The sequence below is a fragment of the Mesorhizobium sp. LNHC209A00 genome (assembly GCF_000502915.1).
GTDB lineage: Bacteria > Pseudomonadota > Alphaproteobacteria > Rhizobiales > Rhizobiaceae > Mesorhizobium.
Genome location: NZ_AYWT01000015.1, coordinates 41,170 through 67,780, shown reverse-complemented (window position 1 = coordinate 67,780; position 26,611 = coordinate 41,170). Strand labels below are relative to the sequence as shown.

The 26,611-nt window shown below is 60.8% G+C and carries 27 protein-coding genes, 1 tRNA gene and 2 pseudogenes; 12 read left to right on the top strand and 18 right to left on the bottom strand.

Annotated features, from left to right (window positions below):
• Window positions 1-506: 506 nt before the first annotated feature.
• Window positions 507-764, bottom strand: coding sequence for a hypothetical protein (locus tag X739_RS04960; protein ID WP_023774805.1), 258 nt, complete (start codon window positions 762-764; stop codon window positions 507-509).
• 166 nt (window positions 765-930) lie between these two features.
• Between X739_RS04960 and X739_RS141400 the strand changes: the two genes are divergently transcribed.
• Window positions 931-2,358 (top strand): LuxR C-terminal-related transcriptional regulator, encoded by a 1,428-nt coding sequence (locus X739_RS141400; RefSeq protein ID WP_023795714.1) that lies wholly within the window; start codon window positions 931-933, stop codon window positions 2,356-2,358.
• A gap of 28 nt (window positions 2,359-2,386) precedes the next feature.
• Here the strand turns inward: X739_RS141400 and X739_RS1000000169530 are convergent, their stop codons facing one another.
• On the bottom strand, window positions 2,387-2,641 hold the full coding sequence (locus X739_RS1000000169530; RefSeq protein WP_156939966.1) for a hypothetical protein: 255 nt from the start codon (window positions 2,639-2,641) through the stop codon (window positions 2,387-2,389).
• A 26-nt stretch (window positions 2,642-2,667) separates the two neighbouring features.
• Between X739_RS1000000169530 and X739_RS1000000167225 the strand changes: the two genes are divergently transcribed.
• Window positions 2,668-2,937 (top strand): hypothetical protein, encoded by a 270-nt coding sequence (locus tag X739_RS1000000167225; protein ID WP_156939964.1) that lies wholly within the window; start codon window positions 2,668-2,670, stop codon window positions 2,935-2,937.
• Window positions 2,938-3,217: 280 nt separating this feature from the next.
• Here the strand turns inward: X739_RS1000000167225 and X739_RS1000000167220 are convergent, their stop codons facing one another.
• Entirely contained in the window at window positions 3,218-3,634 is a 417-nt protein-coding gene (locus tag X739_RS1000000167220; RefSeq protein WP_156939962.1) for a hypothetical protein, read from the bottom strand.
• A gap of 125 nt (window positions 3,635-3,759) precedes the next feature.
• On the opposite strand from X739_RS1000000167220, the gene X739_RS141405 reads away from it, so the two are divergent.
• Complete coding sequence (locus tag X739_RS141405) at window positions 3,760-4,701, top strand: RNA ligase family protein (RefSeq protein WP_023795711.1); 942 nt, start codon at window positions 3,760-3,762, stop codon at window positions 4,699-4,701.
• Between the two features lie 1,118 nt (window positions 4,702-5,819).
• Window positions 5,820-6,539 carry an SOS response-associated peptidase gene (locus X739_RS141410; RefSeq protein WP_023795708.1) on the top strand — a complete coding sequence of 240 codons (720 nt, stop codon included), beginning with the start codon at window positions 5,820-5,822 and terminating at the stop codon, window positions 6,537-6,539.
• Between the two features lie 115 nt (window positions 6,540-6,654).
• Here X739_RS141410 and X739_RS1000000168470 read toward each other — a convergent pair.
• A pseudogene (locus X739_RS1000000168470) lies at window positions 6,655-7,496 on the bottom strand (IS5 family transposase).
• A 115-nt stretch (window positions 7,497-7,611) separates the two neighbouring features.
• Here X739_RS1000000168470 and X739_RS1000000168465 point away from each other — a divergent pair.
• The 3 genes from X739_RS1000000168465 (at window position 7,612) to X739_RS141430 (ending at window position 9,449) form a co-directional block, all read left to right on the top strand.
• Window positions 7,612-7,944 carry a hypothetical protein gene (locus tag X739_RS1000000168465; protein WP_198026163.1) on the top strand — a complete coding sequence of 111 codons (333 nt, stop codon included), beginning with the start codon at window positions 7,612-7,614 and terminating at the stop codon, window positions 7,942-7,944.
• 160 nt (window positions 7,945-8,104) lie between these two features.
• The gene (locus X739_RS141425) at window positions 8,105-8,389 is read left to right on the top strand and encodes a hypothetical protein (RefSeq protein WP_023795704.1); all 285 of its coding nucleotides are present in this window, start codon (window positions 8,105-8,107) and stop codon (window positions 8,387-8,389) included.
• Window positions 8,390-8,450: 61 nt separating this feature from the next.
• Window positions 8,451-9,449 (top strand): acyltransferase, encoded by a 999-nt coding sequence (locus X739_RS141430; protein ID WP_023795703.1) that lies wholly within the window; start codon window positions 8,451-8,453, stop codon window positions 9,447-9,449.
• On the opposite strand, the gene X739_RS1000000170055 is transcribed toward X739_RS141430, so the two are convergent.
• The 4 genes from X739_RS1000000170055 to X739_RS141440 all read right to left on the bottom strand — a co-directional run bounded on the left by X739_RS1000000170055 (window position 9,446) and on the right by X739_RS141440 (window position 16,040).
• The gene (locus X739_RS1000000170055) at window positions 9,446-11,731 is read right to left on the bottom strand and encodes a collagen-like protein (protein WP_023795702.1); all 2,286 of its coding nucleotides are present in this window, start codon (window positions 11,729-11,731) and stop codon (window positions 9,446-9,448) included. The two genes, X739_RS141430 and X739_RS1000000170055, sit on opposite strands and share 4 nt — an antisense overlap.
• Before the next feature lie 211 nt (window positions 11,732-11,942).
• Window positions 11,943-12,632: a hypothetical protein gene (locus X739_RS1000000169520; protein ID WP_023795701.1), complete on the bottom strand. Its 690-nt coding sequence runs from the start codon at window positions 12,630-12,632 to the stop codon at window positions 11,943-11,945.
• A gap of 217 nt (window positions 12,633-12,849) precedes the next feature.
• Entirely contained in the window at window positions 12,850-14,745 is a 1,896-nt protein-coding gene (locus tag X739_RS0135275) for a hypothetical protein (protein ID WP_156939958.1), read from the bottom strand.
• A 749-nt stretch (window positions 14,746-15,494) separates the two neighbouring features.
• Window positions 15,495-16,040, bottom strand: coding sequence for a hypothetical protein (locus X739_RS141440; RefSeq protein WP_023795699.1), 546 nt, complete (start codon window positions 16,038-16,040; stop codon window positions 15,495-15,497).
• A 412-nt stretch (window positions 16,041-16,452) separates the two neighbouring features.
• On the opposite strand from X739_RS141440, the gene X739_RS141445 reads away from it, so the two are divergent.
• Window positions 16,453-17,022, top strand: coding sequence for a recombinase family protein (locus tag X739_RS141445; protein ID WP_031252312.1), 570 nt, complete (start codon window positions 16,453-16,455; stop codon window positions 17,020-17,022).
• A 76-nt stretch (window positions 17,023-17,098) separates the two neighbouring features.
• On the opposite strand, the gene X739_RS141450 is transcribed toward X739_RS141445, so the two are convergent.
• A complete protein-coding gene (locus X739_RS141450) occupies window positions 17,099-17,395 on the bottom strand; it encodes a hypothetical protein (protein ID WP_156939956.1) in 297 nt (98 codons plus the stop codon).
• 252 nt (window positions 17,396-17,647) lie between these two features.
• Between X739_RS141450 and X739_RS1000000167210 the strand changes: the two genes are divergently transcribed.
• Both X739_RS1000000167210 and X739_RS141455 read left to right on the top strand, forming a co-directional pair.
• Entirely contained in the window at window positions 17,648-17,968 is a 321-nt protein-coding gene (locus X739_RS1000000167210) for a helix-turn-helix domain-containing protein (RefSeq protein WP_023795696.1), read from the top strand.
• Between the two features lie 2 nt (window positions 17,969-17,970).
• On the top strand, window positions 17,971-18,327 hold the full coding sequence (locus tag X739_RS141455; protein ID WP_023795695.1) for a hypothetical protein: 357 nt from the start codon (window positions 17,971-17,973) through the stop codon (window positions 18,325-18,327).
• Here the strand turns inward: X739_RS141455 and X739_RS141460 are convergent.
• From X739_RS141460 to X739_RS141485, 9 genes and pseudogenes are all read right to left on the bottom strand, one after another.
• Window positions 18,324-18,677 carry a hypothetical protein gene (locus X739_RS141460; RefSeq protein ID WP_023795694.1) on the bottom strand — a complete coding sequence of 118 codons (354 nt, stop codon included), beginning with the start codon at window positions 18,675-18,677 and terminating at the stop codon, window positions 18,324-18,326. The two genes, X739_RS141455 and X739_RS141460, sit on opposite strands and share 4 nt — an antisense overlap.
• Window positions 18,674-19,261 carry a hypothetical protein gene (locus X739_RS141465; RefSeq protein WP_156939954.1) on the bottom strand — a complete coding sequence of 196 codons (588 nt, stop codon included), beginning with the start codon at window positions 19,259-19,261 and terminating at the stop codon, window positions 18,674-18,676. The genes X739_RS141460 and X739_RS141465 overlap by 4 nt, the downstream gene beginning before the upstream one ends.
• A gap of 311 nt (window positions 19,262-19,572) precedes the next feature.
• A complete protein-coding gene (locus tag X739_RS1000000167205) occupies window positions 19,573-21,138 on the bottom strand; it encodes an AAA family ATPase (RefSeq protein WP_245273939.1) in 1,566 nt (521 codons plus the stop codon).
• Window positions 21,139-21,944: 806 nt separating this feature from the next.
• Window positions 21,945-22,205, bottom strand: coding sequence for a hypothetical protein (locus X739_RS141470; protein ID WP_023795691.1), 261 nt, complete (start codon window positions 22,203-22,205; stop codon window positions 21,945-21,947).
• Window positions 22,206-22,233: 28 nt separating this feature from the next.
• Entirely contained in the window at window positions 22,234-22,821 is a 588-nt protein-coding gene (locus X739_RS141475; RefSeq protein ID WP_023795690.1) for a hypothetical protein, read from the bottom strand.
• Window positions 22,818-23,018, bottom strand: coding sequence for a helix-turn-helix domain-containing protein (locus tag X739_RS0135260; RefSeq protein WP_051410624.1), 201 nt, complete (start codon window positions 23,016-23,018; stop codon window positions 22,818-22,820). The genes X739_RS141475 and X739_RS0135260 overlap by 4 nt, the downstream gene beginning before the upstream one ends.
• Before the next feature lie 261 nt (window positions 23,019-23,279).
• A tRNA-Glu gene (locus X739_RS141480) sits at window positions 23,280-23,354 on the bottom strand.
• A 90-nt stretch (window positions 23,355-23,444) separates the two neighbouring features.
• A pseudogene (locus tag X739_RS01000000166495) lies at window positions 23,445-23,851 on the bottom strand (VOC family protein).
• 36 nt (window positions 23,852-23,887) lie between these two features.
• Complete coding sequence (locus tag X739_RS141485; protein WP_023773991.1) at window positions 23,888-24,271, bottom strand: hypothetical protein; 384 nt, start codon at window positions 24,269-24,271, stop codon at window positions 23,888-23,890.
• Window positions 24,272-24,297: 26 nt separating this feature from the next.
• On the opposite strand from X739_RS141485, the gene X739_RS141490 reads away from it, so the two are divergent.
• Window positions 24,298-25,353 carry an RluA family pseudouridine synthase gene (locus tag X739_RS141490; RefSeq protein WP_023773990.1) on the top strand — a complete coding sequence of 352 codons (1,056 nt, stop codon included), beginning with the start codon at window positions 24,298-24,300 and terminating at the stop codon, window positions 25,351-25,353.
• Window positions 25,354-25,542: 189 nt separating this feature from the next.
• Window positions 25,543-26,454 (top strand): RNA polymerase sigma factor RpoH, encoded by a 912-nt coding sequence (gene rpoH, locus X739_RS141495; protein ID WP_023795688.1) that lies wholly within the window; start codon window positions 25,543-25,545, stop codon window positions 26,452-26,454.
• Window positions 26,455-26,611: the final 157 nt, after the last annotated feature.

The window sequence follows — 26,611 nt, the reverse complement described above, 5'->3', positions numbered from 1 at the left end:
TCTTTGCCTCAGGCGTCCCGACCCCGGGGTTAGACAGGTTCAAGGTAGTTTACCAGAGGTCATGAAGACCTAATCGGGCCCTTCGCGTGCTTCCGGCCACAAGTCAGCGGCGGCAAACTCGTATAAGGATGCGGTCTTGTGTAGCAACGCACCAAGCCCCGATGACAGGAGGGGACCGTGAGCTAGGCTCGAAGCAGTTGGTCGGAAATTGCTCGGAGATGTTGAGCCGATGCGCCCAGTCCATTCGCTTGAAATCAACGGTCTGCGACTGATCGGTCGCAGAGTAGAAGCTGCCGTATATTTGCTCCTCAACGTGCAGCCTTTCTGAGAACGGGGCACGGGTTCGATATAACGGCTGAGATCAGGCTTTGCCGTAGTCGATTGTCAGTGAGCACTCTTTTATCCCGCGGTTGACCTCCAGCCGATGCCGCTCGTGACCCCAAGGAGCCAACATATCCGCCGAGGCCTAAATCGGAACTGGCGGTGAGGCGGGTCCCGGCCAAAAGTCATTCCCGCCAGAATGGCTTGGCTATCTCAGCCTCTACCTGTTTTAAAGTCAGCCCGATGTCGTCGATTAGCTCGGGCGAATTGGTCGCCATACATGCCAGCTGGTGTCGGAAGTAGGCACGGTCGCTCCATTCCTTGACCAGGCTCTTCAAACCGGACCGGTTCTGCGTGCGCCCGGCTGCCGTCGGCTGCCGTTCGCTGGGGTCAAGGCGCATCGCGCCGTAGACATCGGATAGGCTAGTCGGAGTCGTTGTCATGGGTGTGCTCCTCGATATCAATGGCCCTGTTCGCTGGGCACGCTGGGAGCCTGTGCTCCGGCGAGGGAACGCGCCATCGGTCAGATGCGGTGTTTCGCGTCCTGCATTTGTAGTATTTTGCGGCGGCAGCAGTTGAAACCATGCCGATCCGATGGCAGGGAACTTTATGAACCGCATTGCTACGTCTTCACAGACTGACGCGCTATCGGACCGCGAGCGCGCGGTGGCGGAAAGATTTGCGTCGGGCCTGACCTATCGCGAGATCGGCGAGGCGCTGTTCATCGCCCCCTCGACGGTCCGCACCCATATCGCCGCCATTTACGAGAAGCTCGGCGTCAACAACAAGATCGCGCTTGCCTCCCAAATCAATGGCGCAGCCCTCGCGGTCCTGGCACCTTCTCTGGCCGAGGCCTCGCCGGTGCTCGCCATCTTTCCGATTGAATGCCTGAGCGGCGACGAACGCTGGCGCCGCTTCGCCGACGGCCTGTCGTCGGACATCAGCATCGATCTCGCTCGCTACGCCGATCTGCCGGTGATCGCCTTTCACACTATGAAATCGCTGGGCAGCAAGCGGGTGGATTTCGCCGCCGACGGCAAGGCGCTAGGCGCCACCTATATCGTCTCGGGCCAACTGCGCGCCCACGACCGGCGGGTTAGGCTGACGATCGAGCTTGCCGATGCCAGGAGCGGTGTCAGCCTATGGAGCGAGCGCTATGATCGCCCCGTCGAGACCATTTTCGAGCTGCAGGACAGCCTGACCGAAAGCGTCATCAATGTGCTCGCCGGCAGCAATGGGGCGCTTGCCACGATCGGCCGCAACGAGATCATACGCAAGCCGCCGTCCAGCCTGCGTGCCTATGATCTTTATCTGCTGGGTGTCGAACAGCACAATACCTTCAGCCGCGCCGGCAATGCCGCGGCGATCCGGCTGCTTTCGCGAGCGCTCGAACTGGATCCTACCCTGGTCAGGGGGTGGACCGAGCTGGCCTACGCCTATTCGATCCAGTCCTGCCACGGCTTCGGCGGCGACATCAACGGAGCGATCGAAAGATGGCTGGCGGCGGTCGAAAATGCACTGCGTTTCGATCCGATGGATAGCAGCGCTCAAAATTGCCTGTGCGACGTCATGGGTTGCCTGGGTGATTTCGAGGCGGCGGAGCGTGCGCTCCAGCGCGCATTTGAATACGGTTCCAATCATGCCGACACACTGGTGCTGCTGGCCGGCAGCCGGGCACTGGTCGTTGGCGATCCGGCCGAGGCGATGCCTTTCATCGAGCGTGCCATGCGCCTCAACCCGCTCGCGCCAGCCTGGTATTTCGGCATGCAGGGCCGCATCCTGTTCGCCGCTGGCCGGCATCGCGAGGCCATCGCATCGCTGCGCAGGGCCACGCCTGATTCTCCCAATGTGATCATGTTCCTGGCGTTGGCCCATGCGGCGATCGGTGAGGGCGTTGAAGCGGCCGGGTTGGCAGCCCGGCTACAGACCGAGTTCCCGGAGTTTTCGATCGAACGCTTCATCGCCGGCTACCCTGTGGCCAACCCTGATGCCGTCAAGGCCATTCGTCAGGCGGCAAAGCTGGCAAAACTCGGATAAGGTGGAGCGTAGGAACGGCGGCTAGCAGTTAGGAGTGGGCATTCAAATTGCGTTCAGAGACTTGCCAGATCCGTGGACCCAAGGGTTTCGCGCAGACCCACAACAAATGCTGTTGCAGTTGATGCCGGAGATTGCCGCTCATTGCGGCGACTTCGCCGTCAACAGCCCGGTCGAGCTGAGGCAGGTCAGCCTGACGACCACCAGCGGTCACCGGCGCAATGGTGTTGTGTTCATCGGCGACGCGTTCTCCACGACATGCCCGGCGCAAGGAGACGGCATCCATCGGGCGCTTACTGATGTCGATCGCCTGTGTTCGACGTACATTCCCCTTTGGTTGGCTACACCGGGGATGGATCAGAAAAGATTTCTGCTTTTTACGACGACCCGATCAAGACCGCTGCCGACGAAACGGCGATGCGTTCAAGCCTCTATGCCAAGGCGATCGCCACCGAGACCGGATTGGCGTGGCGCATTCGCCGACTGCGCAACAACACCGCTCGCCAACTGATGATCATCGGGCGCAGAATACACAATGTAGCTTGGTGGCGGACAACGGCCGGTATCAGCGAGGCGACGTAAGCCAGTGGCTTCTGGCTGGCGGCGGACCTAGTGGTTAGCCCTCCTGCGCTTTATCATCATACAAGCGCCGAACGAGCGGAGTTACGCTGCCACTCGTGCGTTTGAACGACGCAGGTCGGTGGCTACAATGCTAGATTCGCGTAAGCTGGCGCGGTTGCCAGTTAGGCTCGGCGGTTTGCCCCTGCGAAAGTCGAACCACCGAGCCGCCCGGTGCGCACTCGTTGAGAGCATTTAGTCCGCCGCGACCGAAGGAGAAGGAGGCCGCGACGCGTCCTGCGCATCAGGATTCTTTGACGGCTTCCGGCTTTAGCAGCTCGTGATCCGACACTTCATGCCACATGACTTGCCTCAGATCTCGCATGTCGACTCTCTGGCCGCAAACAGCGCACGTGTAGAAGTGATCCACGCCGTCGTTAACGGGCTCGCCGCCATGCAACATACCAAGATTGCGCGGGCCAAGGTCCGACAGCTCCTTCCATTCTACGGGGTCTGGACGCTCGTCAGGGCCGGCCAAGCTGTACTCGTATACGGCGGCCTGCTCTTCATCGACCACCCGGAACCAATGATCCTGTAGTGCTCTCGGTGAGACGCTTTGGCCCGCCGTTGCTTCGGCGGCCTTCATCGGATCGTTCTCCACGACGATGCCCGATGACACCACCGTGTGACCTTTGATCTCTTCCACTTGGTACTTCGTCATCGCCGCCTCATTCCGCTGGGTGGCAACGTGGTCCCCGGGGCTTTGTTGCATCGCGCCCGNGCCATTTGCAGTCGGAACCATTTTAGCTAAAGCTTATTGAATCGGACGGTGTTGTGAGTGAGTTGATGCGTCTGAAGTTCATTAAGGCAATGGAGCCCGAGCTGGTCGACACCCCGCCCCAAGGCGATGAGTGGACCCACGAGATCAAGTTCGATGGGTACAGGACCCAGGTCATCAAGGATGACGACGGAATTCGGTTGATCACTAAGAACGGCTACGACTGGACCGGGCGCTACATCCAACTCGCCGGCGAAGCAGAGGCGATCGAAGCGAAAGACTTCATCATCGACGGCGAGGCGATCAGCATCAACGAAGCTGGCCTGTCGGACTTCCATACACTGCAATCAGCCGTCACCAGCCGCAATCCGTCGCGCGACCTCAATCTGGTGGCATTCGACCTCCTGCACCTCAACGGCCACGATTTACGCGACATGCCGGTGGAAGACCGCCGCGACGTTCTCCAGGCGTTGATCCCGACTGGCGGCCGTCTCCAGTTCAGCGAAGCAATGCCGGGAACCGGCGATGCCGTCTATCACCTTGTCGACAAAGCCGGCCTGGAGGGCATGGTTTCAAAGCGCAAGGACAGCACCTATCGCAGCGGGCCGAGCATGAACTGGCGCAAGATCAAGTGCTATGCCGAAAAGGAAATGGACATCATTGGCGTGCAGCGTGAGGCCGGGAAACCCACGATGGTCCTGATGGCGGACAAGGGCCGCTATGCCGGTGGCGCCTTCGTCACGTTTAAGGCTCACAAACGGCAAGCGCTATGGGACCGCGTGCAGGNCAAGGGCCGCTATGCCGGTGGCGCCTTCGTCACGTTTAAGGCTCACAAACGGCAAGCGCTATGGGACCGCGTGCAAGGGAAGGTCGGCGGACCCGTTCCGATTGGCTTGGCCAAGGCAAAGGCAGAATGGCTAAAGCCTGGTCTGGTCGGTCGCGTGAGATTCCTGAAGGGCGAGGAGAAGCTACGTCACGCCAAGCTGCTCGATTTCCGGGATAGGCAATAGTCACGCTTACCCAGGGTACGGCGTAGCCCACATCTTTGTAGAAATCTCGATATCACGTGGACCATGCGGGCAACTAGCGTACCTTCGCCATAGGATCATTCTGGCGCGGCATATTCCTCACTTTGGGTGAGGCACCGGCAACACGATCCGCGCGATGGCCATGCACAATTGTGGTATGATTCGTGACATGGGCAAGAAGGCGAAGCACAAAGCAAGGCAGGCGATCATCGCGCCGCAGTTGGAGGACGAGGTGCAAACAGAAGCCGCTTACTATGCCCGCAAGTGTGGGATTACTCCGGAAGAAGCGTTGCGCATGATCGAAGATGCCAACCGAATCNGGAGTTCAGACGTGTGCTCTTCCGATCTGACCTTCAAGTTGATCGTAACGCTGTAGGATACGCCATCATATGTGTGTACCGACAGGTCGATCTGGTCTTGGCCTTTGAACCCTGGCTGCGACCGGTATAGCACCTTTATGCCGTCCACCTTCCGGAAATCGCATTTCCATCGAATGTTGCTTTTGGTGAAGTGGGGAAACGTCTTCGCATTGACGATCGAAATTTTCCCGTGGCTCGGTCCGGAAACCGCCTTCAGATCGACCGGGCCCGCGTTCGAGCAGTCGGGGTTAACGCTAGCCCCGTCGTAAACGCTGATTTCCTTTCCCGAAAGCGCTGTCCTTTTAAGGGTTTTCGAGTTCCCCCATGCGGCAGCCTGGCCTGCGCTAAGTCCCACAAAAACAAACGCGATCACGACAGCAGTAACGCGGTGAACCATTTTTGTTGCCCCTTCCTTGAAGTAGATCTCCCGGACGTTTTTAGAGGCGCCATGGCGAAACGCCATGTGTCGTGCAATCAAATGATTGTTATTGGCAAAGAGCTGATGGAAAGCTGGTACGAGTTTTCGGCGATGAGCGGTTTCACACATGCTATCACCGAGTGAGCGCTAATGCGGATCAGCCCGCTACAGCGTGCCCTAAGCGATATAGGCCGATTGCGAAGCGAACCGATTGCAGCCGACGCGCCTTTGCATGGCGGAGGCTGTCAGCAATCAGGAGGGTGGCGCGATCGAATAGCCGTCCCAAAGTAGACTCTTGCTTTCCGGGTCCCTATCTCTCGTGCATGTGCGGACGTGTTTTCGTAAAGACTACAATCCCCGACATGGTTCGTCGGTTCGAATTCGCCCACCCAGGCGAGGTCGAACGGCTGGGCAACAGCTTTCCTCTCTGGAACGGCGCGCCCAGCCTGACCTATCCGATCATCATCCGCGAAGAGCTGTCGACCAGCATGGCGGGATTCGTATCGGCCCGTTGGGGCCTGGTTCCCGGTTGGGCTCGGGACGGTGGTGGCCGCCCGCCACCTGTCAACGCCCGCTGTGAGACCATCGCCAGTAATGGTTTGTTCCGCAAGGCTTACAACGCACGCCGCTGCCTGGTGCCCGTCGACGGCTATTTCGAATGGCAGAAGCTCGACGCGTCGGGCAAGAAGAAACAGCCATACGCCATCGCGATGAAGTCCGACGAGCCTTTCGCCATGGCCGGCATCTGGGAAGAGTTTGCGGACAAGGTGAGGGGCGAACTGGTGCGGACCTTTGCCATCGCCACGTGCGAGCCGAATGATCTGATGGCGACGATTCACGACCGCATGCCGGTGATCCTGGCGCCGTCCGATTACATGCGCTGGCTGGGGCCGGAGCAGGATCCACGCGACCTGATGAAGCCTTTTTCGTCCGGCCTGATGAAGATGTGGCCGATCGACAGCAAGGTCGGGTCGCCGCGCAACAACACGCCCGACATCATTGACGAGATCGGCCGGGGGCCGAGCGACCTGTTCGACGTCTAGATAAAGCTTTCCCCATCATCCCGGTGCTCGAAACAGAACCAATGCGGGTCCTGTCGCGGCCGGGCAAAACCGAAGCCCGCATGCCTGTTGCATTCCGAATGCTCGCAGATGTGCCCTAGGACGTAGACTCATTACCGCGTAGCCAGATGCGAACTGCGACAAGTTTGAGGGCGGCAAGATAGTTCTCAGCCAGCTTGTCGTATCGGGTTGCGATGCGGCGGAACTGCTTGGCCTTGTTGAAGAAACGCTCGACGAGGTTGCGCGCCCTGTAGAGGAACGGGCTGAAGCATATCGCGTCCTTGCGGTTGGCCTTGGGCGGGATGTTGGCCCATGCCTTTCGGTCTTTGACAGCATTGCGCAAGGCGTTGGCATCGTAGCCCTTGTCGGCGAGTAGCATGGAACCTCCCGGCAAATCCTTGATCAAGTCCGCTGCGGAGGCGATGTCACTCATCTGGCCTGCCGTGAGCGTCAGCTTGATTGGCCTCCCCTGGGCGTCGACAAGAGCATGGATTTTGGTTGTCAGGCCGCCTCGGGAACGACCGAGACAATGATCTCGATCCCCCTTTTTGCCGTCGCGCCCTGCTGATGGACGCGAACANCCGCCTCGGGAACGACCGAGACAATGATCTCGATCCCCCTTTTTGCCGTCGCGCCCTGCTGATGGACGCGAACAATGGAGGTGTCGATCATCTGCACCGTGCCGTCATGGGCTTTTGTGATGGCATCCATGAGGCGGTCCCACACACCTGCTTTCCGCCATCGAACGAAGCGATTGTAGCAGGTGGTGCGAGGGCCGTAATGCTCCGGCAGATCGCGCCATGGCGCACCCGATCGCAGTATCCAGAAGATGCCGTTCAGCACCCTGCGGTCATCAACGCGCGGTACTCCTCGCGGCTTGTTGGGCAACAGCGGCTCGATTGCGCGCCATTCGAAGTCAGTCAGGTCATATCGGCTCATTCTGATGCTGAAACATAAATCTGCCTCCCACCAAAGCCGCCACTTGCGAAATGAGCCGTTGCCGCCCCCACCGTCGGATGACAAGATGATGCGAGCAGCTTTTGAAAGGTCAATCATGGAACGACTTGAACGCGACGCGCCACTTCCTGTCGAAATGCAGGGCCGGTGGATCGACGTGGAAGATTCAACTTCGGCGTTGATCGTTCAGGGCGGCGAGATCATCTGCTTCGGAGAAGTAGTCTCCTACGATTACAAGCTGGTCGATACAGACGATGGCGCTCTGACCGTCAGTCTGAAGATAAACGATCAAGCAGCAGAGGACCGCCTTCCAACGCTCCAACATCACCGAGTTGATGATTACGCCGGAAGGCGATTTCCATGCTTACAATGTCAAATTCGCCAGCCAGTTCGAACGCGCCGAGAGCTAGACGGGCAAAGCGACCGCTAACTCGCGACCCGTCAGTTTATCGGTTCACAGCCTAGCACTCTGGCACGCTCTCGCGGCGCCGGCGTCATGCCGTCGGCGAGCTTGGTCGGTTCGTCGCTCATGCGAGATAGATTCCACAAGACGGCTTGACGAGCAAGGAATTTGTTCCTTTTCTGTTCTCATGGCGCACGATCCGATCGACACGCTGGGGAAGGCGACCCGGCACAATATGCTTGTGAAAGTGGAATGCAGTTGCGGCAACGTTCGCTACTGCAGATCAGCCGATCTCATGATGGTCTATGGCGGCGGCGTTGATCCTTTTAAGCTGAATTTCGACTGCAACCGGTGCAAGCCATCGATCAAGGTCACGCTCCTCGAAGTGCATCCCGAGCACCTTCCCAAGCGTCTGATGATCCACAAGGTGGACGGCAAGATCACCTGGTACACCGAGCGGTTCCGTGGATGAAAACGCCGCGGGCGTATGTCGATATCTTGGCAATGGCCATCATCCCAGATATTAAGCGCCGATGGAGAAAGACTGGATTGAGGCGCTCGACGGACTGCGCGGGGTGGCCGCCTATTCAGTGGTGATTTCCCACTATGCCGGTCAGACAATTCTGCAACCCCTACATCTGGTCGGCCAAGTCGGGGTGATGCTGTTCTTCGTCATATCCGGGTTCCTCATGGGCGATCTATATATGAGGACGCCCTTTACACGGGGCAACTTGCAAGCGTTCTATATCAAGCGCTTTGCCCGCGTCGTACCGCTCTATTACCTGGTCGTCCTGGCAAGCGTCACCCTTTTCATGGCCCGGCAAAGCGTGTGGCCGGCCTATAGCATTGATGCCCTGTGGCATTATTTGCTGTTCTGGCGCGGCGAAAACGTACTCTGGACCATCCCGGTCGAGGTGCAGTTCTACGCGCTGTTTCCGGTCATCTGGTGGCTTTTCAGCAGGGCAGGCCCGGCATCGATGCTGCTCATTCTTGTCTTTTGCGCGATCGAGGCTGCGTGGATTGATACGCCCGTGCTGTTTCAATCTTTCCTGCCGTACTTCGCGGCCGGGCTGTTGCTGTCGATCGTGCAAATTCCCTACTCGCGCCTGATCGAATTTATGATCCTACCGGCCGCGATCGTGCTTACACTCGCCCTGCCTGACATAAGCGCAGCCATGGGTTTCAGGCCGACAGGATTGTGGGAATCGCCGGTATACCTACTGACCGTGCCGACGACTGTGCTGCTGGTCATCAAATCACGGGGAGCTAACGTCCTGCTTGGTGGGCGCATTGGCGTTTTTGCTGGCAAGATCAGCTATTCAGTCTACCTACTTCACATGCCCGTGCACTTCGTCATGCGGCAGTTGCCTATTTACGAGACAAGCCCACTGCTTTTCATAGGCCTCACGCTGATCGTGACCACCGCAGTTTCGTGGCTGTCCTTCACCATTATCGAGAAGCCGGCCCGAAACTGGATAAACGGCACCTTTGCGAGCGGGGAAAGCGGCTCTGCCCGAGCCGTTCTCGCCTAGACCACTTCCACCCGGAAATACTCACAGACGATATCGTTGACGGTAGCCACCCCATTCTGAGCCCTGCACGACACCGCCACCGCAGCGGCAAGCGCTTCCGCAGCCGTATTCCGGACCACTGTAGAGCCGGTGCCGGACACAGTAGAGCGGATGAGGAATTCTTCAGTCGCCGCGCCGGTAATGTCGACATCAGCTTCTAGCACCCAGGCGAGGTTGTTGGAGGTAACGACCAAACCCCCGAGTTGCGTGGCTCCGAAATATAGCAGCACCGTCTTGCTGTTGGCGTTGGCGGCAAACTTGCCGTAGGCGTAGAGCTTTACGGTCTTGCCGATCGCCAGCCGGTTCGCCGGCATAGTGTACGACATTAAGGTTTCGAGCGTCGTTACCGCCGTGGTCCCGGCCGTTCCGGCATTCTTCGACAGCACGCGCCCAGTGTCGTTTGCCCCGGCGCTTTGATCGCTCACGTTGACCGTGCAGCCCACGTTGGCGTTGTCGGCGGACACCACGATGTTGCGCGTTGTAGCATCCATGTTGACGCCGATTGCGCAATTCTCGATAACATTACCGCTGACAGCAGAAGCCCGCGCTAGCCAATTTGCTGCCGAGAATACAGTTGTCCTGAATACGATGCCGGAGGTCCCAGCAAGACCGCTGCCAGCGATGTTGTTCCCCGAAATGGACGACGATGAACTGTCCTCCATGTCGATGCCGGTGGCGCTAATAGCGGTGATGAATATCAGGTTGTCGTTGATCTGATTGTTCTGAACGTTCTTGAGCCATACTCCACGAATGGTCGTGTTCGTATGACACCCGACCATGCATAGCTGGCTCTCGCCGGTTGCCGAGCCATCCCAGAAGACGCCATATTGGCCAATCACGAAGTCGCAATGCGATATGTGGATACCTTCGACGTAACTGGTGGCCTGGACCGCGACGCTAAAGAAATACGCCTCACAATTTGAAATGTGGTACGGAGAGGCATCATGCAACGTTGTTGCCGTAATGAAGATGAATTTTCCAATATCTCGCTGATTTGAGCAACCATACCAGAACGTCTTATCGACAACGGCAGAACTACAGCTGTTCAACGTCAAGCCGAAAGCCCAACAAGATGAGTTTATACTGGCTGTAAAACGACAGTTCTGCATAATGAACGCAGATGGCGGTTTACCCACCGAATTGTTGCCATTGATAACAACAGCATTACCAGCAGCCGTATTTGCGACGCCATTACCGTCCGTAACGAAACCAATCCCATCGAAGGTAACGGCGTTACCCGGTAGGACGGAACTCATTATCCACCACGAGCCCGCCGCGATCATATCGATCTTGATGCCATCCGTCCCCGGCCAATGCAGAGTTGTAGCCGCATAGCCATCACCCGTCATATGCAAGCGGTCGTTATTGGCCATTGTGACGGTAAGCAGGCCGCTTAGATTGTAAGAGCCTGATGGAATATGCAACGCGCCGACCAGCCCTTTGGCCAGGTTGATCGCCGCGGAAAGCGCCGTCGAATTGGATGCGCCTGTTCCGGCAGGATCGAGCCCAAACCATGCGGCCGACCATCTACCATCGTTCTGGCGAACCCACGCGCCGCTCGCGCCGGTCACGTCACTGACCGGTGCCACGTAGACGCCCTGCGCCGTGTCAGCCGTCACCAGCGTCGACAGGTTGCTAGAGTTGAAGACGAAAACGCCGTTCCGGCCGCCGGCGGCGTAGACGCGAGCGACCTTGTCCTTGGCCGTGTTTATCGCGGCCAGCGCGGTCAAATCCGTCACATAGATCGGCGTGTCGAGAGCGTCGCGCAGATCGACGGCCGTTATGGCGCCGGTCAAGCCGGCCACGCTCGGCACTGCGGTCGCGCCTGTTGGCCCTGTCGGGCCGGTGACGCCTGTGGCGCCGACCGGGCCAGTCGCCCCGGTTGCTCCGACCCCTGTCGGACCCGTAGCGCCTGTCAGACCGGTGACCCCTGTCGGCCCGGTCGGGCCCGTCAGGCCAGTCGGGCCGGTCGGGCCGACGCCAGCGGGTCCGGTCGGCCCCGTGGGGCCCGTAGGACCGTCGCCGCGCAGCAGCGCCAGGACGGAGGGTGAAAGGCTTTCAGGAGTGACTTTGCCGTTCGGCAGCGCGCCGTCCGCGCGTCGGACGTCGGCCAGCGCGTCAATCGTCTGGTCGATGCTATTGGCGAGGTTCGCCAGGTCATTGTCGAGTGCGGTACCACCTTGCGGCCAGTTCTCCAGTACCGCGTAGCTGAATTCGATGACGGGCTTCGTGGGAAAAGGCATTCGGGATGCACCAGAACGTCGCTTCCAGATAGCACCGCGGCGCTCGAGCCATGCTCTGCGCGACACGTTTGAGATGCTTGTTGGAAGTCCGTTGACGTTGGCTCCGGGGTTCCCGAAGCGGCTTGGTGCAGTTGCCCGAGTTCTGCGCGGTACCGGCAAAATAATCATAGTCGAATTCGCTGGGAAAAGCCAGCTTCGCGAAATGATGCTATCAGCCAGAGATTAGATTGCGCTTGAATTGAAAACCCCTCATTGGCGACCAATTTGCGCATAAGCGTTGCCAGCGGCCGACGACATATCGATGCCGTACGGCGGTTTCTTCATCATAGGTGGCATTGACGGCGGTGTTGTACGCCATTGCCTGTACGCACCTATAAGCCGGCGGCGCATCGGCAGCGATGCGCTGCATCTTTCCGCGACCGAGTCGCAGCAGTTCACCGGTAACGGTCGCCTCCTCAATGTCGGCCAAGACATTGTGCAGACGGCTCCGAAGCCCGCGATGTTCTCGCGCGCCTCCGGCGGGATCAATTACAAGCAGGAGCACGCCGGCGAGGGCCGAGGCCACCAACGGCACGAGAGCACTGAATGGCACAAGGTCGGTCATCCCGGCAATTGCACTAGTGCCCAGGAAAACCTGAAGGCCGGTCAACAGTCGATTGAGCCTTGCCAGGAACTGTTCACGGATTGCGTGATACGCGATAGCCTCGACAAGCTGAAAACGAACGGCGTGGACTTCGCCAGACGTTACCTCCGCGTCGGCGGCGGTGGTGGCGGAGCGAACGGGGTGTCGGACTTGTGTCGCGGCTCGGGTGGCGGCTGGGACGGGCGCGTGGGTGGCGGGGGTGGTGGCGGGGAGGGCCGCGGGGGTGGTGTCGGTCGTGGATCTTTTGACGCGTGCCATGATGCTTCTTCCATGCCTACTTGCTCCTTCAGAATCTCCTTACGATGCGTGGAAATATCCGCCGGAACAACGGAACTTGCAACGCCATAGACGACAATGACGCCAGGTTAATCACAGAACAAACCATACTTTTCTACACCGGCTCACATATCGCCTGCATTCATCTTTGCAGCGTATGCAACGCCTGAACTTAATCTCAGAGTCAGCCCACAGGGCTTTAAGGATATCGGGTGCCGGCTGGGTCGAAGAGCGTGCCGCCGGCTTCTGCCGCTGTCCGCCGCAAAGTGTCCGGTATTGTGGACCGCGGGCCGCGCGCTACAGCGTCTTTGATCTGCTGGACTGAATCGGGTGCGATAAACATTTTAGCGAGGGATTCGATGTTGCCGCGCAGCGACGCACGCGTCGTCGCGTCACCAGCTTTCTTGGCCAACCCCAAGCCGGCGGTCGAAACCAGGTCGCCCAGCACGCCCAAGGGAGAAGCGGCGCCGAGCGCACCCTTAACAGCCTCGTTGAACGCCGTGAGGCTGCCCACCGGCTGGCGGTAGCCAGACGCGTGCAGGACTGGCAGCAATTCGTCCATCGACAGGCCAGCCTGCTTGTTCGGCATTTCGCGAAGCACGGCATCCAGCACAGCCTGGCGCGTATCGTTGCCAGCGACATCCTGGTGAAACTTGATACCCGCACGACTGCGGTCGCCGCCTTGCGTCTCCGTTGTCGCCTTGGTGTGGCGATCGGCGAGGTTCTGGCGCACCAACGCGGCCGTCGTCGCGGGATCCTCGGCCACCAGCCGGCGAGCGGCATCGCCCGCCTCGCCGGCCGAGCCCGTAAGCGGGTTCCGCGGCAGCAGGGCGTTCCCGGCGGTCGTGGTGTCACTAGCAGCGGCCACCTTGCCGACCGGTCCTTGCTCAATTGGGTTGAGCACGGTTCGGCGGAGCCGTTCCTGCTCGGCCAGTGCCTGAGCGTATTCCGGCGATGCTGTGGTCGCGGCGTTGCGAGCGTCGGACGCGGCGGCTCGGCTGCGGCCCGCAAGTTCGGGGCCGTAGAGCGGGTTGGCCGCATTGGCGAGGGCTTCGCCGCGGGCGTTTAGATCCTTCGTCACCGCGTCAACGACGGTGATCGAGTTGTCGGGCAAGCCGGCGTAATCCGGCGCGAGCTCCGCATTGCCGCGCAGCCGCGCCAGACCAGCGGCGAATCGCGGATCGGCGGCGATCGGCGCAAACTGCGCTTGCGGCACGACTTGCGGCGGTACCGGGCCGCCTGGACCGACAGGACCGGTTGCGTCGTAGAGCGGGCGCGTCTGCGCGTTGATGCCCTGGCGCGTCTGATCAATCACATTGCCCGCCGCTTCCGCAGCGTTCGGTCCAAGCGTGGACGGCTGCGGGTGCTGCGGTGCGATCTGATCCAGAACGTTGCCTACGGCTGTGTCGACTTGGCCGGCGCGGCGGCCGAAGAAAGGCGCGGTCTTTGTCCTGCCCTCCACACTTCCCTCGATCACACGAAGCAGATCAGGCAGCGCGCTAGCGCCGCCCCTAGCCTGCGTAACAGCTTCCGGCCCAGACAATGCCACGCCGGTTTTGTTGGCGTCCTGTAGCGCTTGAGCCCGCTGCCAGTCGGCATCGGTCATGCCGTCGGTAGCGCGTCGAATATAACTCTCTGGAGCCGAGTACGAGCGCGCAAACGCAGTGCCCGAGTTGCCGAAGGCGGCGCCAAGAAAACGCATGAGCCCCTCGTAACGCGTGCCTTCCGAAGCTTGGCCCGCGGCTTCAGAGGCAACCGCAGGGGCAATAACATCGCCCACGATCTTACCGGTTTTGCCGGCCATGCCGCCCGGCGCGGCGAATTCCCCGATCGTGCGTCCGTATTTGCCAGCCGTGGTACGGGGCTCGTAAAGGTCATCATCCATCTTCGATCGGATAGCGTCCTGGCCGTCGAACATGCGCTGCAGGAAACCGCCGAGATAAGAATTCTTGTCGTCGGCCTCCCGCTGCGCCTTCTCTTCCGGCGTTACGGCGTCGTAGCCGAACATCGCCCGGATCGGATCTTCAACCTTGCCTTGGAGGTACTCGCCGCCTTGCTTCACGACGCGCGCCGCGGTTACGGGCAGCATGCCCATTTCGACAGCGCCACGCGGAACGCCGGCAGCGGCCGAATAGAGGAAGTCCTTGACGGACGACGGCTGCTCGGCGGGCGCCGGAGCGGCCGGTGCTGCGTATTTCGTCCACGGTCCATCAGTCGGTGCGGTTGGGCCGCCAAATGTCTCCCGCATCGCTTTCGCCATCACGTCAGCGGGCGTGCCGGCAGGGAACTCAACCATGGAGCCGTCGGGAGCCTTGATCTGCTGGGTCGTCCCTGCTGGAGCCGCTGGCACCGCGTATTTCGTCCACGGACCATCAGCGGGAGGCTTTGCGTCGGGGAACGCGGACCACAGGTCGTTCGCCGCCGGTGCTGTGGTGGCCGGCACGCCGGGGAAGCGTGGCAGCCGATCGCCTTTCGCGGCCGGGCCGTCAAACTGGTCGACCACGTTTGCGGCGGGCTTGGCGTCCGGGAAGGCTGCCCAAGGGTCAGACGAAACTGGAGCCGCGACTACAGGAGCGCCGGGAGAGCGGCGCGTGGTCGCACCGGCCGGCGGAACAACTCGGAACGCCAGCGGGATGTCGGCGGCGTATTTTTCCCAAGGCTTAGCTGGCACCGGAAACCTCCACCAATTCGAACCATCGACGCATGCGAGCAGTGCTCAGCGGGAGATGCGATCAGGATGTGTTCGGTTGAGAATACGGGCGAGCCCGTGGCGGGGCGGCAGCCCGAGTTCCGCAGTTTTCCGGCTATTGCTAAAATACACAATTGTTGCTGCAAAAACCAGCATTATGCAGCGACTTTCACGGCGCCGACGCTGTCGGACAAACCCACCATCGATCGAACGATGTCATGCCTGCGCTGCGCTTTGCGCTGCTGCAGCCAAGCGTAGTCGCAGATGTTGTGCAGGTCGCGCTCCAGCAGCCGCACGTACATCCTGGCGTCTTCGATACGGTGCGGGGGACGGGCCGCCCGCCCCTGTTCGTCTTCGGCCCAATGCCGCACGACGATCGTTGCGGCGCTCATGCAGATCACGACGGTGTGGGGATCGTATGCGTGCGGCAGTCGTTGAACGACCGCGACAGCAGCGCCCGCGATCGCCCTGATCAGCTTGTCCCGACGCTTGGCGTCGAGTTGGAACACTGGCTTGAACTTGCGAAGCGCACCCAGGGTCAAAGGCAGTTCGAAGGTGATGTCGACATGCGGCAGGGTCGCTTTCCAGAAGCCGAAGATGAAGCGGTCGATCTCGCCGTCGAAGTCGATCTCGGCACGGCTCGGCGGATCACCTTCAGCGTGTCCGTCGTCAGCGAAAGGCATCAAGAATTCGGTCGGCATGGCGAGGATCCATTTTGGCTATGCTGACGATAAGGGAAGCTCCGGCGCGGAAAAATCGGTTAATTCAGTCGGTTTTCGGCGGGCTTGGAGGTGTCCAAGTTTGGCGCGGCCTTAAGTTCCTATGCCCGTCCGCCGAGGTTCTGGCCGCACAGAAGCGAGTGTGCCGGGGGGCGCCCTAGGTCCCGGCCAGCCAGTGACCCCGGTGATGGGATCGCGGCCCGGCAGTGTGGGCCGATCGTTCGCCGACAGCACAGCGACACCTTCAACGCCATTGCAGGGGGTTCATCCTCACCCGCCACGGAGTGAGCCTCGCTGTACACAAAGTACACTTTGTAGACACAGCTCTATTGACTGTACACTTTGCGTACACTACCGATATGGACCTCATAGTTCAAGGCGAAAGGGTACGGAAATGGACGGCAAGGTGATCGGATACGCTCGTGTAAGCTCGACGGGGCAGGATTTCGACACACAGGTCGAGCGGCTGAAGGCCGCAGGCGCGACCAAGGTGTTCAATGAGAAGCAGTCCGGGCTTGACCGCGATCGGCCTGAACTGGCGCGCTGCCTGGACTACGCCCGGGAAGGCGACATCCTATTGGTGACGAAGCTGGACCGCTTGGCGAGATCAGCGGGGCACCTTCACCAGATCGTCGAGGGCCTAAACACCAAGGGCGTCGGCTTCAGAGTGCTGGACGATGCGTCGCTTGATACGACGACGCGAACCGGGAAACTGGTGTTCGGCATTCTGGCTTCTATTGCTGAATTCGAGACGGCCCTGCGTAGGGAACGCCAGATGGAGGGCATCGCCAAGGCTAAGGCTGAAGGCAGGACGGGCGGGCGTCCAGCTCTAGTGACGCCCGAGGTGAAGGCGGAGATTGCCAGGCTCAACGCCGACGGGATGAGCATTCGGAAAGTCGCGGCTCAGGTGGGCTTTAGCAAAGCCACGGTTCAGAAGGTCTTGGCGGCCGCCGGTACCCGCTGAAAAATCTTTTTGGGACTGCAACAAAAAAGGGCGCGGCGGGGCGCCCTTGTTCTGTCTGCGCGCCTTCGCGAAGGCTTTAGCCGGCCACACGTCGATTCGCGTTCCACTCGTCGCACAGGGCTTTCATCTTGTCTGCGATCTCGAGCGGGACTAGGCCGTCAACTGTCACGCGGCCTATCTCGCGGGTGTAATTGCGCATGACGGGATCATTCCAATCGAGAATTTCGAACGATGCTTCGTCACTGATGATCGGCTGTTTGGTGGTGAAGGAAATTACATTCAACATGTGCTGCACCTCGCTAAAGGGTTGAATCCAGGGGTTAGCGAACCGCACAACGGTTCCGCGCGGTTTTAGGCGATGTGCCTTGGACATGCCGCGCGGCCCCTGGACCAAACTATCAGCGTGGAAGCCTGTCGGACGCTTCCCAACCGTGTGCGGGTCGCTAAACCCGCGATGCATAAAGCGCAAGTCGGAAATATAGTCAAGGTTATTTACCATGGCGGCTACGATATTCACATTTATAGTGGACGATAGAAGATCGACATACAATCAATATACAATCAACAGAGGATCAATACTTAGGGTTCCATTGACAAGTCAAGGTATTTGCAGCACGTTGTACTCATGGCGTCCAATTCATCCAAACTCCTGACCCAGGACGAAGTCGCCGCACGCCTGCGCTGCTCCGCGTCCAAGGTGAAGCGGCTCCGGATCACCGGGCAACTGGCCTACCTCCCCGGCCGGCCCGTGATGATCGAGGAAGCCGACTTGGGAAAATATCTGGCAAGCATCAAGCGCCAGGCGAGCCCGCCAATCGTTGCGAAGTCGAAAAAGAATGCCTTACCGGAGCTCGAGGATCCTGGCGTGCTGGCGAAGCGCATCTTCCTCGCGAGACAAAATTCGCAGTTCGAAAGGGACCTGCGAGCGAAGGAAAAAGGAAAATAACGATGTACCGCGACAAGTATGCCCTGGACGAACTTGGCGCGGCTCGATGGTCGTCCCTTCACCCCCATCAGCTTCCAGAGGCTGACGCCCGAATGATGTTGATGCAGACCGTGGTCCTTCTGGACGAGTTACCCGACTGGCACACATGGTGCAGGAAATTTCGAGCGGCGCATGAAGGCACGCCGGGCATAAACTTTGTCGAGATATGGAGCGTGCCGGTTCTAAACAGAGGCCGCCGCCGTTACTCGTCGGAACTCCAGGTCCTGCACGTGCAATTGCCTGCCTCGCTGGGGTTGGAAGCTATCAATGCACACCGGCGAAAAAGGGGGCTGGACGAAATCGACGCGGATCCCGTTTAGTCGAACGCCCCATTTCCGCCCGAGCCCGTTCCGGCCGATTTACCGGTAAGCGCGCGGCGCTTACGCAAGGCGTCATTTGTCGCGCGCTGCAATTCGGCGCCGTCCATCTCCGACGGGTCTTTCTCAGCGCTCGCGTTTCGGTCGTTGCGGTCTAGCAGGCCGCCCACCATTAATAGGGTTCGCTGTGATGAGGCGCGCGCCACAGCCGGCTGTTTCTTGTCCTGGCAGATTTCCAACGCGCTCTCAAAAGCGACCCTGATTCCTTCGGTGCGGGCGCGTCGAAGGATCTCCGCGCGCATGCGCTCGTCGCCATCGAAATCGTCAAGCTCGTCGTCCATGTCGTCGCTCACGAAAATGCTCCAATCGGTTTCGGGTTGTCGGGTTGGCGTTGCTCGAGTTCGGCCCGCAATGCCGCGATCTGGCTTTCGAGATCAGCCGCTTCGCGGGTCGGCGGCGGCTGCGGCTTTGCCCTCATCGCGCGTAACTCTGTCGCCTGCCGGCGATCGGATCGAGCTTGCTCGCGGGCCGCGGCGCTACCGGGTTTGCGCGCAGCGTGCCATGCATCGTGGCGCTTGCGCTGGTCCGTGGACATTGTGGCCAGGCGGACGGCGCGCTTCTTCGCGGCGCGCTCACGCTCGGCAAGCTTGCGCTGAAGCTTCTTTTCGACATCAGGGGAATCGGGATTGGGCCAAACGGGAAGGCCCCAGGCATCGCCCTTTGGAGATCGGCCGCCGTGCCATGCACAACGACCATTCGCCAAGGCGAGTTGCTGACAAACCCCGCCGTCATATTTCCGTCGGGCTCCGCATTTCGGCAAAACCGGCCTTCGGGCATTCCAATCCAAAATAGCGGCCGAAGCGATCACCCGCCACTGCGCGGATGACTGCCACGCGTTGCCGGGCTTGCGCGGACCAACGCGACGTTTGCGCTTCACGGCCGCTCTCCCAAGTAGGCTTTATGAGGTTTCGCCCACTCAGCGTCAGAACCGATCCCACCCTCGATTTTACGCGACCCCAAGACCCGCCTGGGGAGGGCGCGCGGCGAAGCGCGCTTCCCCCGTAGGGGAGGTACTTTGCGCACGCACTCTGCGCAACCCTCTAACCCTTGGGAATGATGGGCTTTCGCGCACTTCGCCGCACTTTGCGCGCAAAAGTACTTCGCCGCACTTCGCCGCAATGAAATCAATGACTTAGCGGTCACTTTGCGCAGACCCATTTTACTTTCCCGCACCACGACAATTAGTCCTTATTCAAAAACGCTATCGGTCGGCGCCTGCACAGCGGACAACTTGTCCACCTGAACAACGTAACCGTTGATAATGTGGCGCGACCCATCGCGCCCGACTTCGTCCATTTTGATCAGCCCGCCGCGCTCGAGCCGCACCAACGCAGCATCGACTTCGACTTCCGAAAAGGGGTCCAGAATGCTCGAGGTCCGACGCTTCAGCACACGCGGCGCGAAGTGCTGGCTGTTCTTCGCGGTCGACATCCTTGCGCCCGCCAATTCCATCAGCGCAGCAACGACAGCACTTTCCACCGCGTCGTCGAGCTTCGGCACGATTGGCGCCGGCCAGTCACCAGGATCCGCGGCCGGCGAACGACCGGCCAGCACGGTGAAAGCGCCGTGCTCCCATCTGATCTTTAGCAACGATCCCTTCGGCCCATAGTTCAGCTTCATGCCGGCGAGCTCGCGGACGTTGCCGCTGTCGACCTTGTCGGGGTAGCGAAGATAGAGGCGCGATCGTACCGCGTTGCTCCAGCCCGTCGATCCGGACGTCCCTTCGCCGGAGTTCTTGCCGGCGACCGACGGATGCCCCAGTGCAATGACGGAACCGCCGATCGCCTGGGCAAGGCCACCAAGGCACTTCTTGACGAAACTGTTGACCTGGGCGCGCCGAACTTCGTCGCCGACGAACACGTCGGAGAGCGTGTCAATCACGAGTACATCGGCGCCGAAGGCAACCGCGTCAGCTTTCAGCCGCTGCCAAGCGTCGGTCAGCTTCGTGGTGCCGGCTTTGTCATCCCATACACCAAGGGCGTTTTCCTCGTGCTTCCGCGACGCCAGGCGAAGATTGGCGAGGTCGCAGTGCTCGAGGCCGAGCGCGGCATTGATGTCGATCTGCCGGCGGTGCAACTCGTCGGCGCTATCTTCGCAAAAGAAGCACATCACTCGCGCCGGACGGGTTTTCTGCCCGAGCCATGGGCGGCCCGTCGCCGCTGCTGTGGCGTACTGGTGCGCCAACAAGGTCTTCCCGATACCGCCGTCGCCGTAAAGCAGCGTCACTTCACCGCGAGGTATCCAGCCCTGCACCTCCCATTCACGCGTCACTGGCTTCTGGCCGGTCCACTCCCTGGGATCAATCCAGGCGCTCGGCGGTGCGGGGACATACTCATGATACTGCCCGATCGCTCGGCGGCGCTCCACGGCCGGGACGCCGAACTTGCCCCAATCCTTCGACAGCTGCCGTTCGTCCATTCGGTGCTGGCGATCAGCGATAACTGGCCAGGTCCAAGCTAGCCGTGCGTAGTCGGCTGCCGTGAAACCTTCGATGTTGCCGAGCCGATGCGCCAAGCTCATCCGCCAAGCCGAACTCGTTTGGTCGTTTGGCTCGCCGATGCGCGCCGTGCTATCGCCGCCCCAAAGCCGGCGCAAGCCGGGATGCTGTTCGCACGCCTTCGAAAACTTCGCGCGGAGTTCCGGCTCCAACTCGTCGAAGGACGTGTAGGTCTCGACGTCAGCGAAGTCGATTGCCTCACGCGCAGCGACGACGTGAGCGTCCGTCTCATCTGACGCAGTTGGCGGCTTCAGCATCGGCGCCACGGCGCTCGAAAGGTCGGTAGGTTTGTAGAGCCGCGACGTCTCTGCGCTCACAACGCGAGCCAGTCGCCTGGTCCGGCCCTTCGCCACCTTGCCGGGCGTCGGTATGTTCGGGGAGCCGGGCAGGCGCAGAAGCCTGTCGATGTTCTGAACAGCATCGCCGCCGAGAAGATGCGCAAGCGCCCGGCCCTGGCCCTCTGCCCATGATTGGAATTGGTCCGGATCAAGCTTCTCGGTGAGCAGCCACAGATATTGGAACCCGCCGCCGGAATCGACAATGACAGTTGGCGGGATGGCGCCGGCCTTTAAGGTTTCGGATTGGGCCGCCAGCGCGGCGCGTGCCTGGTCGAAATCAACACCGCCAGTCGGATCGACATCGGCATATACGGCGCGGATGCCGCCGATGTGTTTCTTGCCGAGCTTCCCGTGCGGGGCGTTCTCGATTGGCTCGTTGCCTGTCAGGTAGAGATTGGCTGTTCCGCTGTGCCGGTCAACGAACTCAGCGATCCCGCTCCAGTCGCCGGCCGTGAACGAACGCGCGCCGATCGGCGGCCCACTGTCGACCGCAGGATCGAACGCGACGAGATTGTGCCGGCCCGTCGGATCGAGGATCTTCAAAAATTGAATTGCTTCGGTGGCCGCAGGCGAAAGCGGCGGCCGTGCAGCCTGTTTTGCCTGCTCGAGCGTTTGAGCCCAGCTTGCCTTCGCCGGTTGCGCGGGTGTCGGGACTTGCTGTATATTCACGGGGTCCAAATACCTTTCAGGCCGGCGCGCTCTGCCAGGAGCGCCCGGCCTTTAATTTATGAATTGTCGACCGCCAGATAGAGCCGCGGCACGCGCATCGGTGGCGCCGACAGAAGCGCGCAGTCGACGAGATCGACGAGGCTTCGCACGGTGACGACGAGCGGCCCGCCTGGGGTGATACGGCAGCCATGAAGCCGGCCTTCGGCAACACGGTTTCGGACCCAGTCGGAAGACCGGGCAACGATTTCTCCCGCCTCCGCGATCGACAGAAAAGCGCGGTCACGCCAGGGCACATATTCGGATTTCCGGATTTGCAATTTGGTCGCCTTCCTTGTGTGGGGGCGCCTAATTTGCCGGCGCGAGCCGCGCCGAAAAAGAGCCGTGTCGGGTGTTCCTTTTGGCGCTAGACGCTGCGGCGTGTTCCGCAGTCATCTTCGTTTCAATGGCCTCCAGATCCAGGATGACGTCCAGCACGAGCCGAGCCGAACGCTCGGCTGACTCGGCTCGCGACAGCCCGGCATAGGCGTAGACATGCGAGAAGATCCGACGGAACTTCTTTTCGCGCTTTTCGACCTTGTCCTTGGTCGCAGGCTCGCCGAGCCATCTAGCGGCGAGTGCAGCAGGATTTCGATTGTCGGCTCTGAAGCGGTGCAGCGCCGCTGCGCAAATGACGATTTCAAAAAGGTCGGTGTGCGGCCGGCCAAGGTTGGCCGGTTCGAAGGATTGGCGCCACTCCCGCAGCCACGGCTCAACCACAAACTTCGTCGCGTACTCGATTAGCCGCTCGACCGTCGCGGTGTCACCCTCGAGTTTGCATCCATCATCGCGCAGGGCAGACATGGTGACGTCCCGCACTCGGGCCGGGCCGAGCAACTCCACGATGTCGTCGGGGCCGCGATCAAGGTCGGTGAGAGCTCGCCGCAGCAAGCTCACGAGGCGGCCTCAACGCATTTGGCGAGAAACGCATCTGCATCGATGCGGCGCACCAGGGTCCGACCCCCAATGCGAATCTTCTTCAGATCGCCAGAGCGTAAAAGGCGCCAAATCGAAGCCCGGCTGATGCGGAAATAGACGGCCGTCTCGCTGACGGTCAGTACGGCGGGTGAATTGGTGCTGTGTTGAATGCCCATGGATGACCTCGGTTCGGAGCATGCTGCTCACGTTGATTGGCCAAAATCCGAGACATCCGTTTCAACAGTTTCATACACGGCCAGTTGTCTATTACATTATCGGGGAGGCGCATATTAGTCAACTCGATCAGCATTTTAGCGTATGTCGCAATATCTGGCGAAGACGCGATTGCACGCGGCTTGCCTGGCGTCGGCCAAAAGCGCGAAGCAACGAAATCAGCAACGAAAATCGTCGAGACAGCCTGGAGTGCTTGGAAAGCTTGGTACGCCCAAGGGGAATCGAACCCCTGTTCCCGCCGTGAGAGGGCGGTGTCCTGACCGCTAGACGATGGGCGCGCTCAAGAAGGGGCGATATAGGCTGACGGCCGGGAAAAAGCAACTGGGGTTCGGCGGCTTTGCCGCATCGAATGAAAAGCCGCCCCCGCGTTAGCGTTTCGGCTGGATCAGGTCCCACAGATTGCCATGCAGATCGGCGAAAACCGCCACCGTGCCATAGGCTTCGTGACGCGGCGCCTCGCGGAATTCGACGCCCTTGTCAGCATCGCTGCATGGTCGCCGGCGAAATCGTGGGTTTCGAGGAAGAGAAAAACCCGGCCGCCGGTCTGGTTGCCGATGCTTTTCCTCTGCGTCTCGTCGGACGGCTCGGCCAGCAGCAGCCTGGCGCCCGGCCCGTCGGCCGGCGCGACCGTGACCCAGCGTTTGCCGCCGCCGAGATCGACATCCTCGGTCAGCGTAAAGCCCAGCCGCTCTACATACCAGGCGATCGCCTCGTCATAGTTGGCGACGACCAGCGCCACGGTCGCGACACGACGGTGTTCGGCGAAGCCGGTCATGTCCGTGGCAAATGTGTTTGCCGCATTGGCGCCTGCCTATTTGTTGCGGATCGCGAAACGGCCGATCAGGCGGCGCTCGGCGATATCATAGATGAAGATCGCACGGCTGCCGTCGGCAAGCGCGGCGTCGATCGAAAGGCGGTTGCCCGACAGTGACTGACCGACCACCCTGGCGCCAACCGGAAGAACGATGTCCCCGGTGAGCGGTTCGCTGGCGGGTACCTGGACGTCGCCAGCCAGCGGCGGCCTCACCGGCGTTGCTTTGCGTGATTTGTAGACAATCGCCGCGATCACCACCATAAGAGCCAGAAAGAGCAGGCCGAGATTGATGGCCATGAAGCGGATGAGCTTGCCGCGCAGCTTGTCGACTTCGGGGTCGAGAGGCTTTTCCTGCTCTTCATCGGCATCGGGCCGGGCCATGGCAAACATTCCGGAATGGTTTTTCGATGAGCGCTCATAGCGAAGAGGCCCCCGAATTGATAGAGGACCTGTTGATAGAGGCCGCGCCCACCTTGCTGGTCGCCGGCGCGGACGCGGCCGGCCAACGCCTAGATCAGTGGCTGGCCGCAGCACTTGGCCCGGATATGTCACGCAGTCGCGTGCAGATGCTGATCAGGCAAGGCGCCGTCGTCATCGACGGCAAGCCGGTCGACGAAACCAAGCGCAAGATGCGCGCGGGCGAAAATGTGTCGGTAGCCATGCCGGAACCGGAGCCGGCGCAGCCGGAGGGCGAGAACATTGCGCTCGAGGTGCTCCACGAAGACGACGAGTTGATCGTCATCAACAAGCCGGCGGGGCTTGTCGTGCACCCTGGCGCCGGCAACTGGACCGGCACGCTGGTCAATGCGCTGATTCATCATTGCGGCGACAGCCTGTCTGGCATTGGCGGGGTGCGCCGCCCGGGCATCGTCCATCGCCTCGACAAGGAGACCAGCGGCGTCATGGTGGTCGCCAAGACCGACCGTGCCCACAAGGCCCTGTCGGAGGCGTTCGCCGACCACGGCCTGACGGGTGATCTCGAGCGCGCCTACCTGGCGCTGGTCTGGGGCATACCGCAGAGGCCGACCGGAACGATCGATGCGCCGCTTGGCCGCGCCTCCGACCGGGTTCGCCGCGCCGTAGTGCCGGAAGGCCGTGACGACGCGCGGCACGCCGTCACTCGTTTTGCCGTGCAGGAGCGTTTCGGCGAGGGCCAGCGGGAATTCGCTGCCGCTAGCCTCGTCGAATGCCGGCTGGAAACCGGCCGCACCCACCAGATCCGCGTCCACATGGCCCATATCGGCCATCCCGTGATTGGCGACCCAGACTACGGCCTCGCCTTCCGTACCAAGGCCAATCGGCTGCCCGAACCGCTGAAAAGCCAGGTCCAGGCATTTTCCCGGCAAGCCTTGCATGCACGGCTCCTTGCATTTCGGCACCCGACTACCCATCTAACGATGAGGTTCGAGGCGCCGTTACCGGGGGACATGGAGGAACTCGTCGGCGGCTTCCGCAAGCTCTGAACCTGCCGTCAAAAACCTGAGTGGCATTGTTCACTTCAACGTGACACACTGTTTCGTGTTGAACAAATGCCTGTCTTTTCTGGTTTTGTTCCTGTATAAGATCTGTTGTCGCGAGCGAGCCTTTTGGTGTTCGCGTCACATGCCCGCCGCGTTTCGGGGGCATCACTCCAATAGAGAGGGGGCGCTACCATGGCCCAGTCATTACCCAGTATCGTTTCCGGTGAAGGCGGCCTCAGCCGCTATCTGGAAGAAATCCGCCGCTTTCCCATGCTTCAGCCGCAGGAAGAGTATATGCTCGCCAAGCGTTACGCCGAGCATGAAGACACTACGGCCGCGCACAAGCTCGTCACCAGCCATTTGAGGCTCGTCGCCAAGATCGCCATGGGCTATCGCGGCTATGGCCTGCCGATCGGCGAAGTGATCTCGGAAGGCAATGTCGGCCTCATGCAGGCCGTCAAGAAATTCGAACCCGAGCGTGGTTTCCGCCTCGCCACCTACGCCATGTGGTGGATCAAGGCCTCGATCCAGGAATACATCCTGCGCTCGTGGAGCCTGGTCAAGATGGGCACGACCGCCAACCAGAAGCGTCTGTTCTTCAATCTCCGCAAGGTGAAGGGCAAGATCCAGGCGCTGGACGATGGCGACCTCAAGCCCAACCAGATCGCCGAAATCGCGACGCGGCTGAACGTTTCCGAGGCCGAAGTGGTGTCGATGAACCGCCGCCTGTCCGGCGACGCGTCACTCAACGCGCCGATCCGGGCGACGGAAGGCGAGTCCGGCGAATGGCAGGACTGGCTGGTCGACGACCACGAAAGCCAGGAAGAGATGCTGATCGAGCAGGACGAGCTGGAAAACCGGCGCGGCATGCTGTCGGGCGCTCTCGCCGTGCTCAACGATCGCGAGCGGCGCATCTTCGAGGCGCGCCGCCTCGCCGAGGAGCCGCTGACGCTCGAGGAACTGTCGACCGAGTTCGACATCAGCCGCGAGCGCGTGCGGCAGATCGAGGTGCGCGCCTTCGAGAAGGTGCAGGATGCGGTCAAGGCCGCCGCCAAGCGCCAGATGCAGGCGCTGCGCACCATCGAGGCACAGCCGGCGGCTTAAAGCCGGCTTCGGGCAGGAAATAGCAGGGCGGCGTCAGGAAACTGGCGCCGCCTTTTTGTTGGCGAAGCCGCCGACGCAGCGCCTTTCTCCCCGTCACTACACGGGGAGAAATGTCCGGCAGGACAATGAGGGGCGGCGCTGAGGTTGCCAGGTTCTT

Bases quoted from the DNA above. Each gene is read 5' to 3' on its own strand.
- X739_RS04960 (WP_023774805.1), bottom strand. From the start codon at position 764: ATGACAACGACTCCGACTAGCCTATCCGATGTCTACGGCGCGATGCGC.
- X739_RS141400 (WP_023795714.1), top strand. From the start codon at position 931: ATGAACCGCATTGCTACGTCTTCACAGACTGACGCGCTATCGGACCGC.
- X739_RS1000000169530 (WP_156939966.1), bottom strand. From the start codon at position 2,641: ATGGATGCCGTCTCCTTGCGCCGGGCATGTCGTGGAGAACGCGTCGCC.
- X739_RS1000000167220 (WP_156939962.1), bottom strand. From the start codon at position 3,634: ATGACGAAGTACCAAGTGGAAGAGATCAAAGGTCACACGGTGGTGTCA.
- X739_RS141410 (WP_023795708.1), top strand. From the start codon at position 5,820: ATGTGCGGACGTGTTTTCGTAAAGACTACAATCCCCGACATGGTTCGT.
- X739_RS1000000168465 (WP_198026163.1), top strand. From the start codon at position 7,612: ATGGAACGACTTGAACGCGACGCGCCACTTCCTGTCGAAATGCAGGGC.
- X739_RS141425 (WP_023795704.1), top strand. From the start codon at position 8,105: ATGGCGCACGATCCGATCGACACGCTGGGGAAGGCGACCCGGCACAAT.
- X739_RS141430 (WP_023795703.1), top strand. From the start codon at position 8,451: ATGGAGAAAGACTGGATTGAGGCGCTCGACGGACTGCGCGGGGTGGCC.
- X739_RS1000000170055 (WP_023795702.1), bottom strand. From the start codon at position 11,731: ATGCCTTTTCCCACGAAGCCCGTCATCGAATTCAGCTACGCGGTACTG.
- X739_RS1000000169520 (WP_023795701.1), bottom strand. From the start codon at position 12,632: ATGGCACGCGTCAAAAGATCCACGACCGACACCACCCCCGCGGCCCTC.
- X739_RS0135275 (WP_156939958.1), bottom strand. From the start codon at position 14,745: ATGGGCATGCTGCCCGTAACCGCGGCGCGCGTCGTGAAGCAAGGCGGC.
- X739_RS141440 (WP_023795699.1), bottom strand. From the start codon at position 16,040: ATGCCGACCGAATTCTTGATGCCTTTCGCTGACGACGGACACGCTGAA.
- X739_RS141445 (WP_031252312.1), top strand. From the start codon at position 16,453: ATGGACGGCAAGGTGATCGGATACGCTCGTGTAAGCTCGACGGGGCAG.
- X739_RS141450 (WP_156939956.1), bottom strand. From the start codon at position 17,395: ATGTCCAAGGCACATCGCCTAAAACCGCGCGGAACCGTTGTGCGGTTC.
- X739_RS1000000167210 (WP_023795696.1), top strand. From the start codon at position 17,648: ATGGCGTCCAATTCATCCAAACTCCTGACCCAGGACGAAGTCGCCGCA.
- X739_RS141455 (WP_023795695.1), top strand. From the start codon at position 17,971: ATGTACCGCGACAAGTATGCCCTGGACGAACTTGGCGCGGCTCGATGG.
- X739_RS1000000167205 (WP_245273939.1), bottom strand. From the start codon at position 21,138: ATGCTGAAGCCGCCAACTGCGTCAGATGAGACGGACGCTCACGTCGTC.
- X739_RS0135260 (WP_051410624.1), bottom strand. From the start codon at position 23,018: ATGGGCATTCAACACAGCACCAATTCACCCGCCGTACTGACCGTCAGC.
- X739_RS141485 (WP_023773991.1), bottom strand. From the start codon at position 24,271: ATGGCCCGGCCCGATGCCGATGAAGAGCAGGAAAAGCCTCTCGACCCC.
- X739_RS141490 (WP_023773990.1), top strand. From the start codon at position 24,298: ATGAGCGCTCATAGCGAAGAGGCCCCCGAATTGATAGAGGACCTGTTG.
- rpoH (WP_023795688.1), top strand. From the start codon at position 25,543: ATGGCCCAGTCATTACCCAGTATCGTTTCCGGTGAAGGCGGCCTCAGC.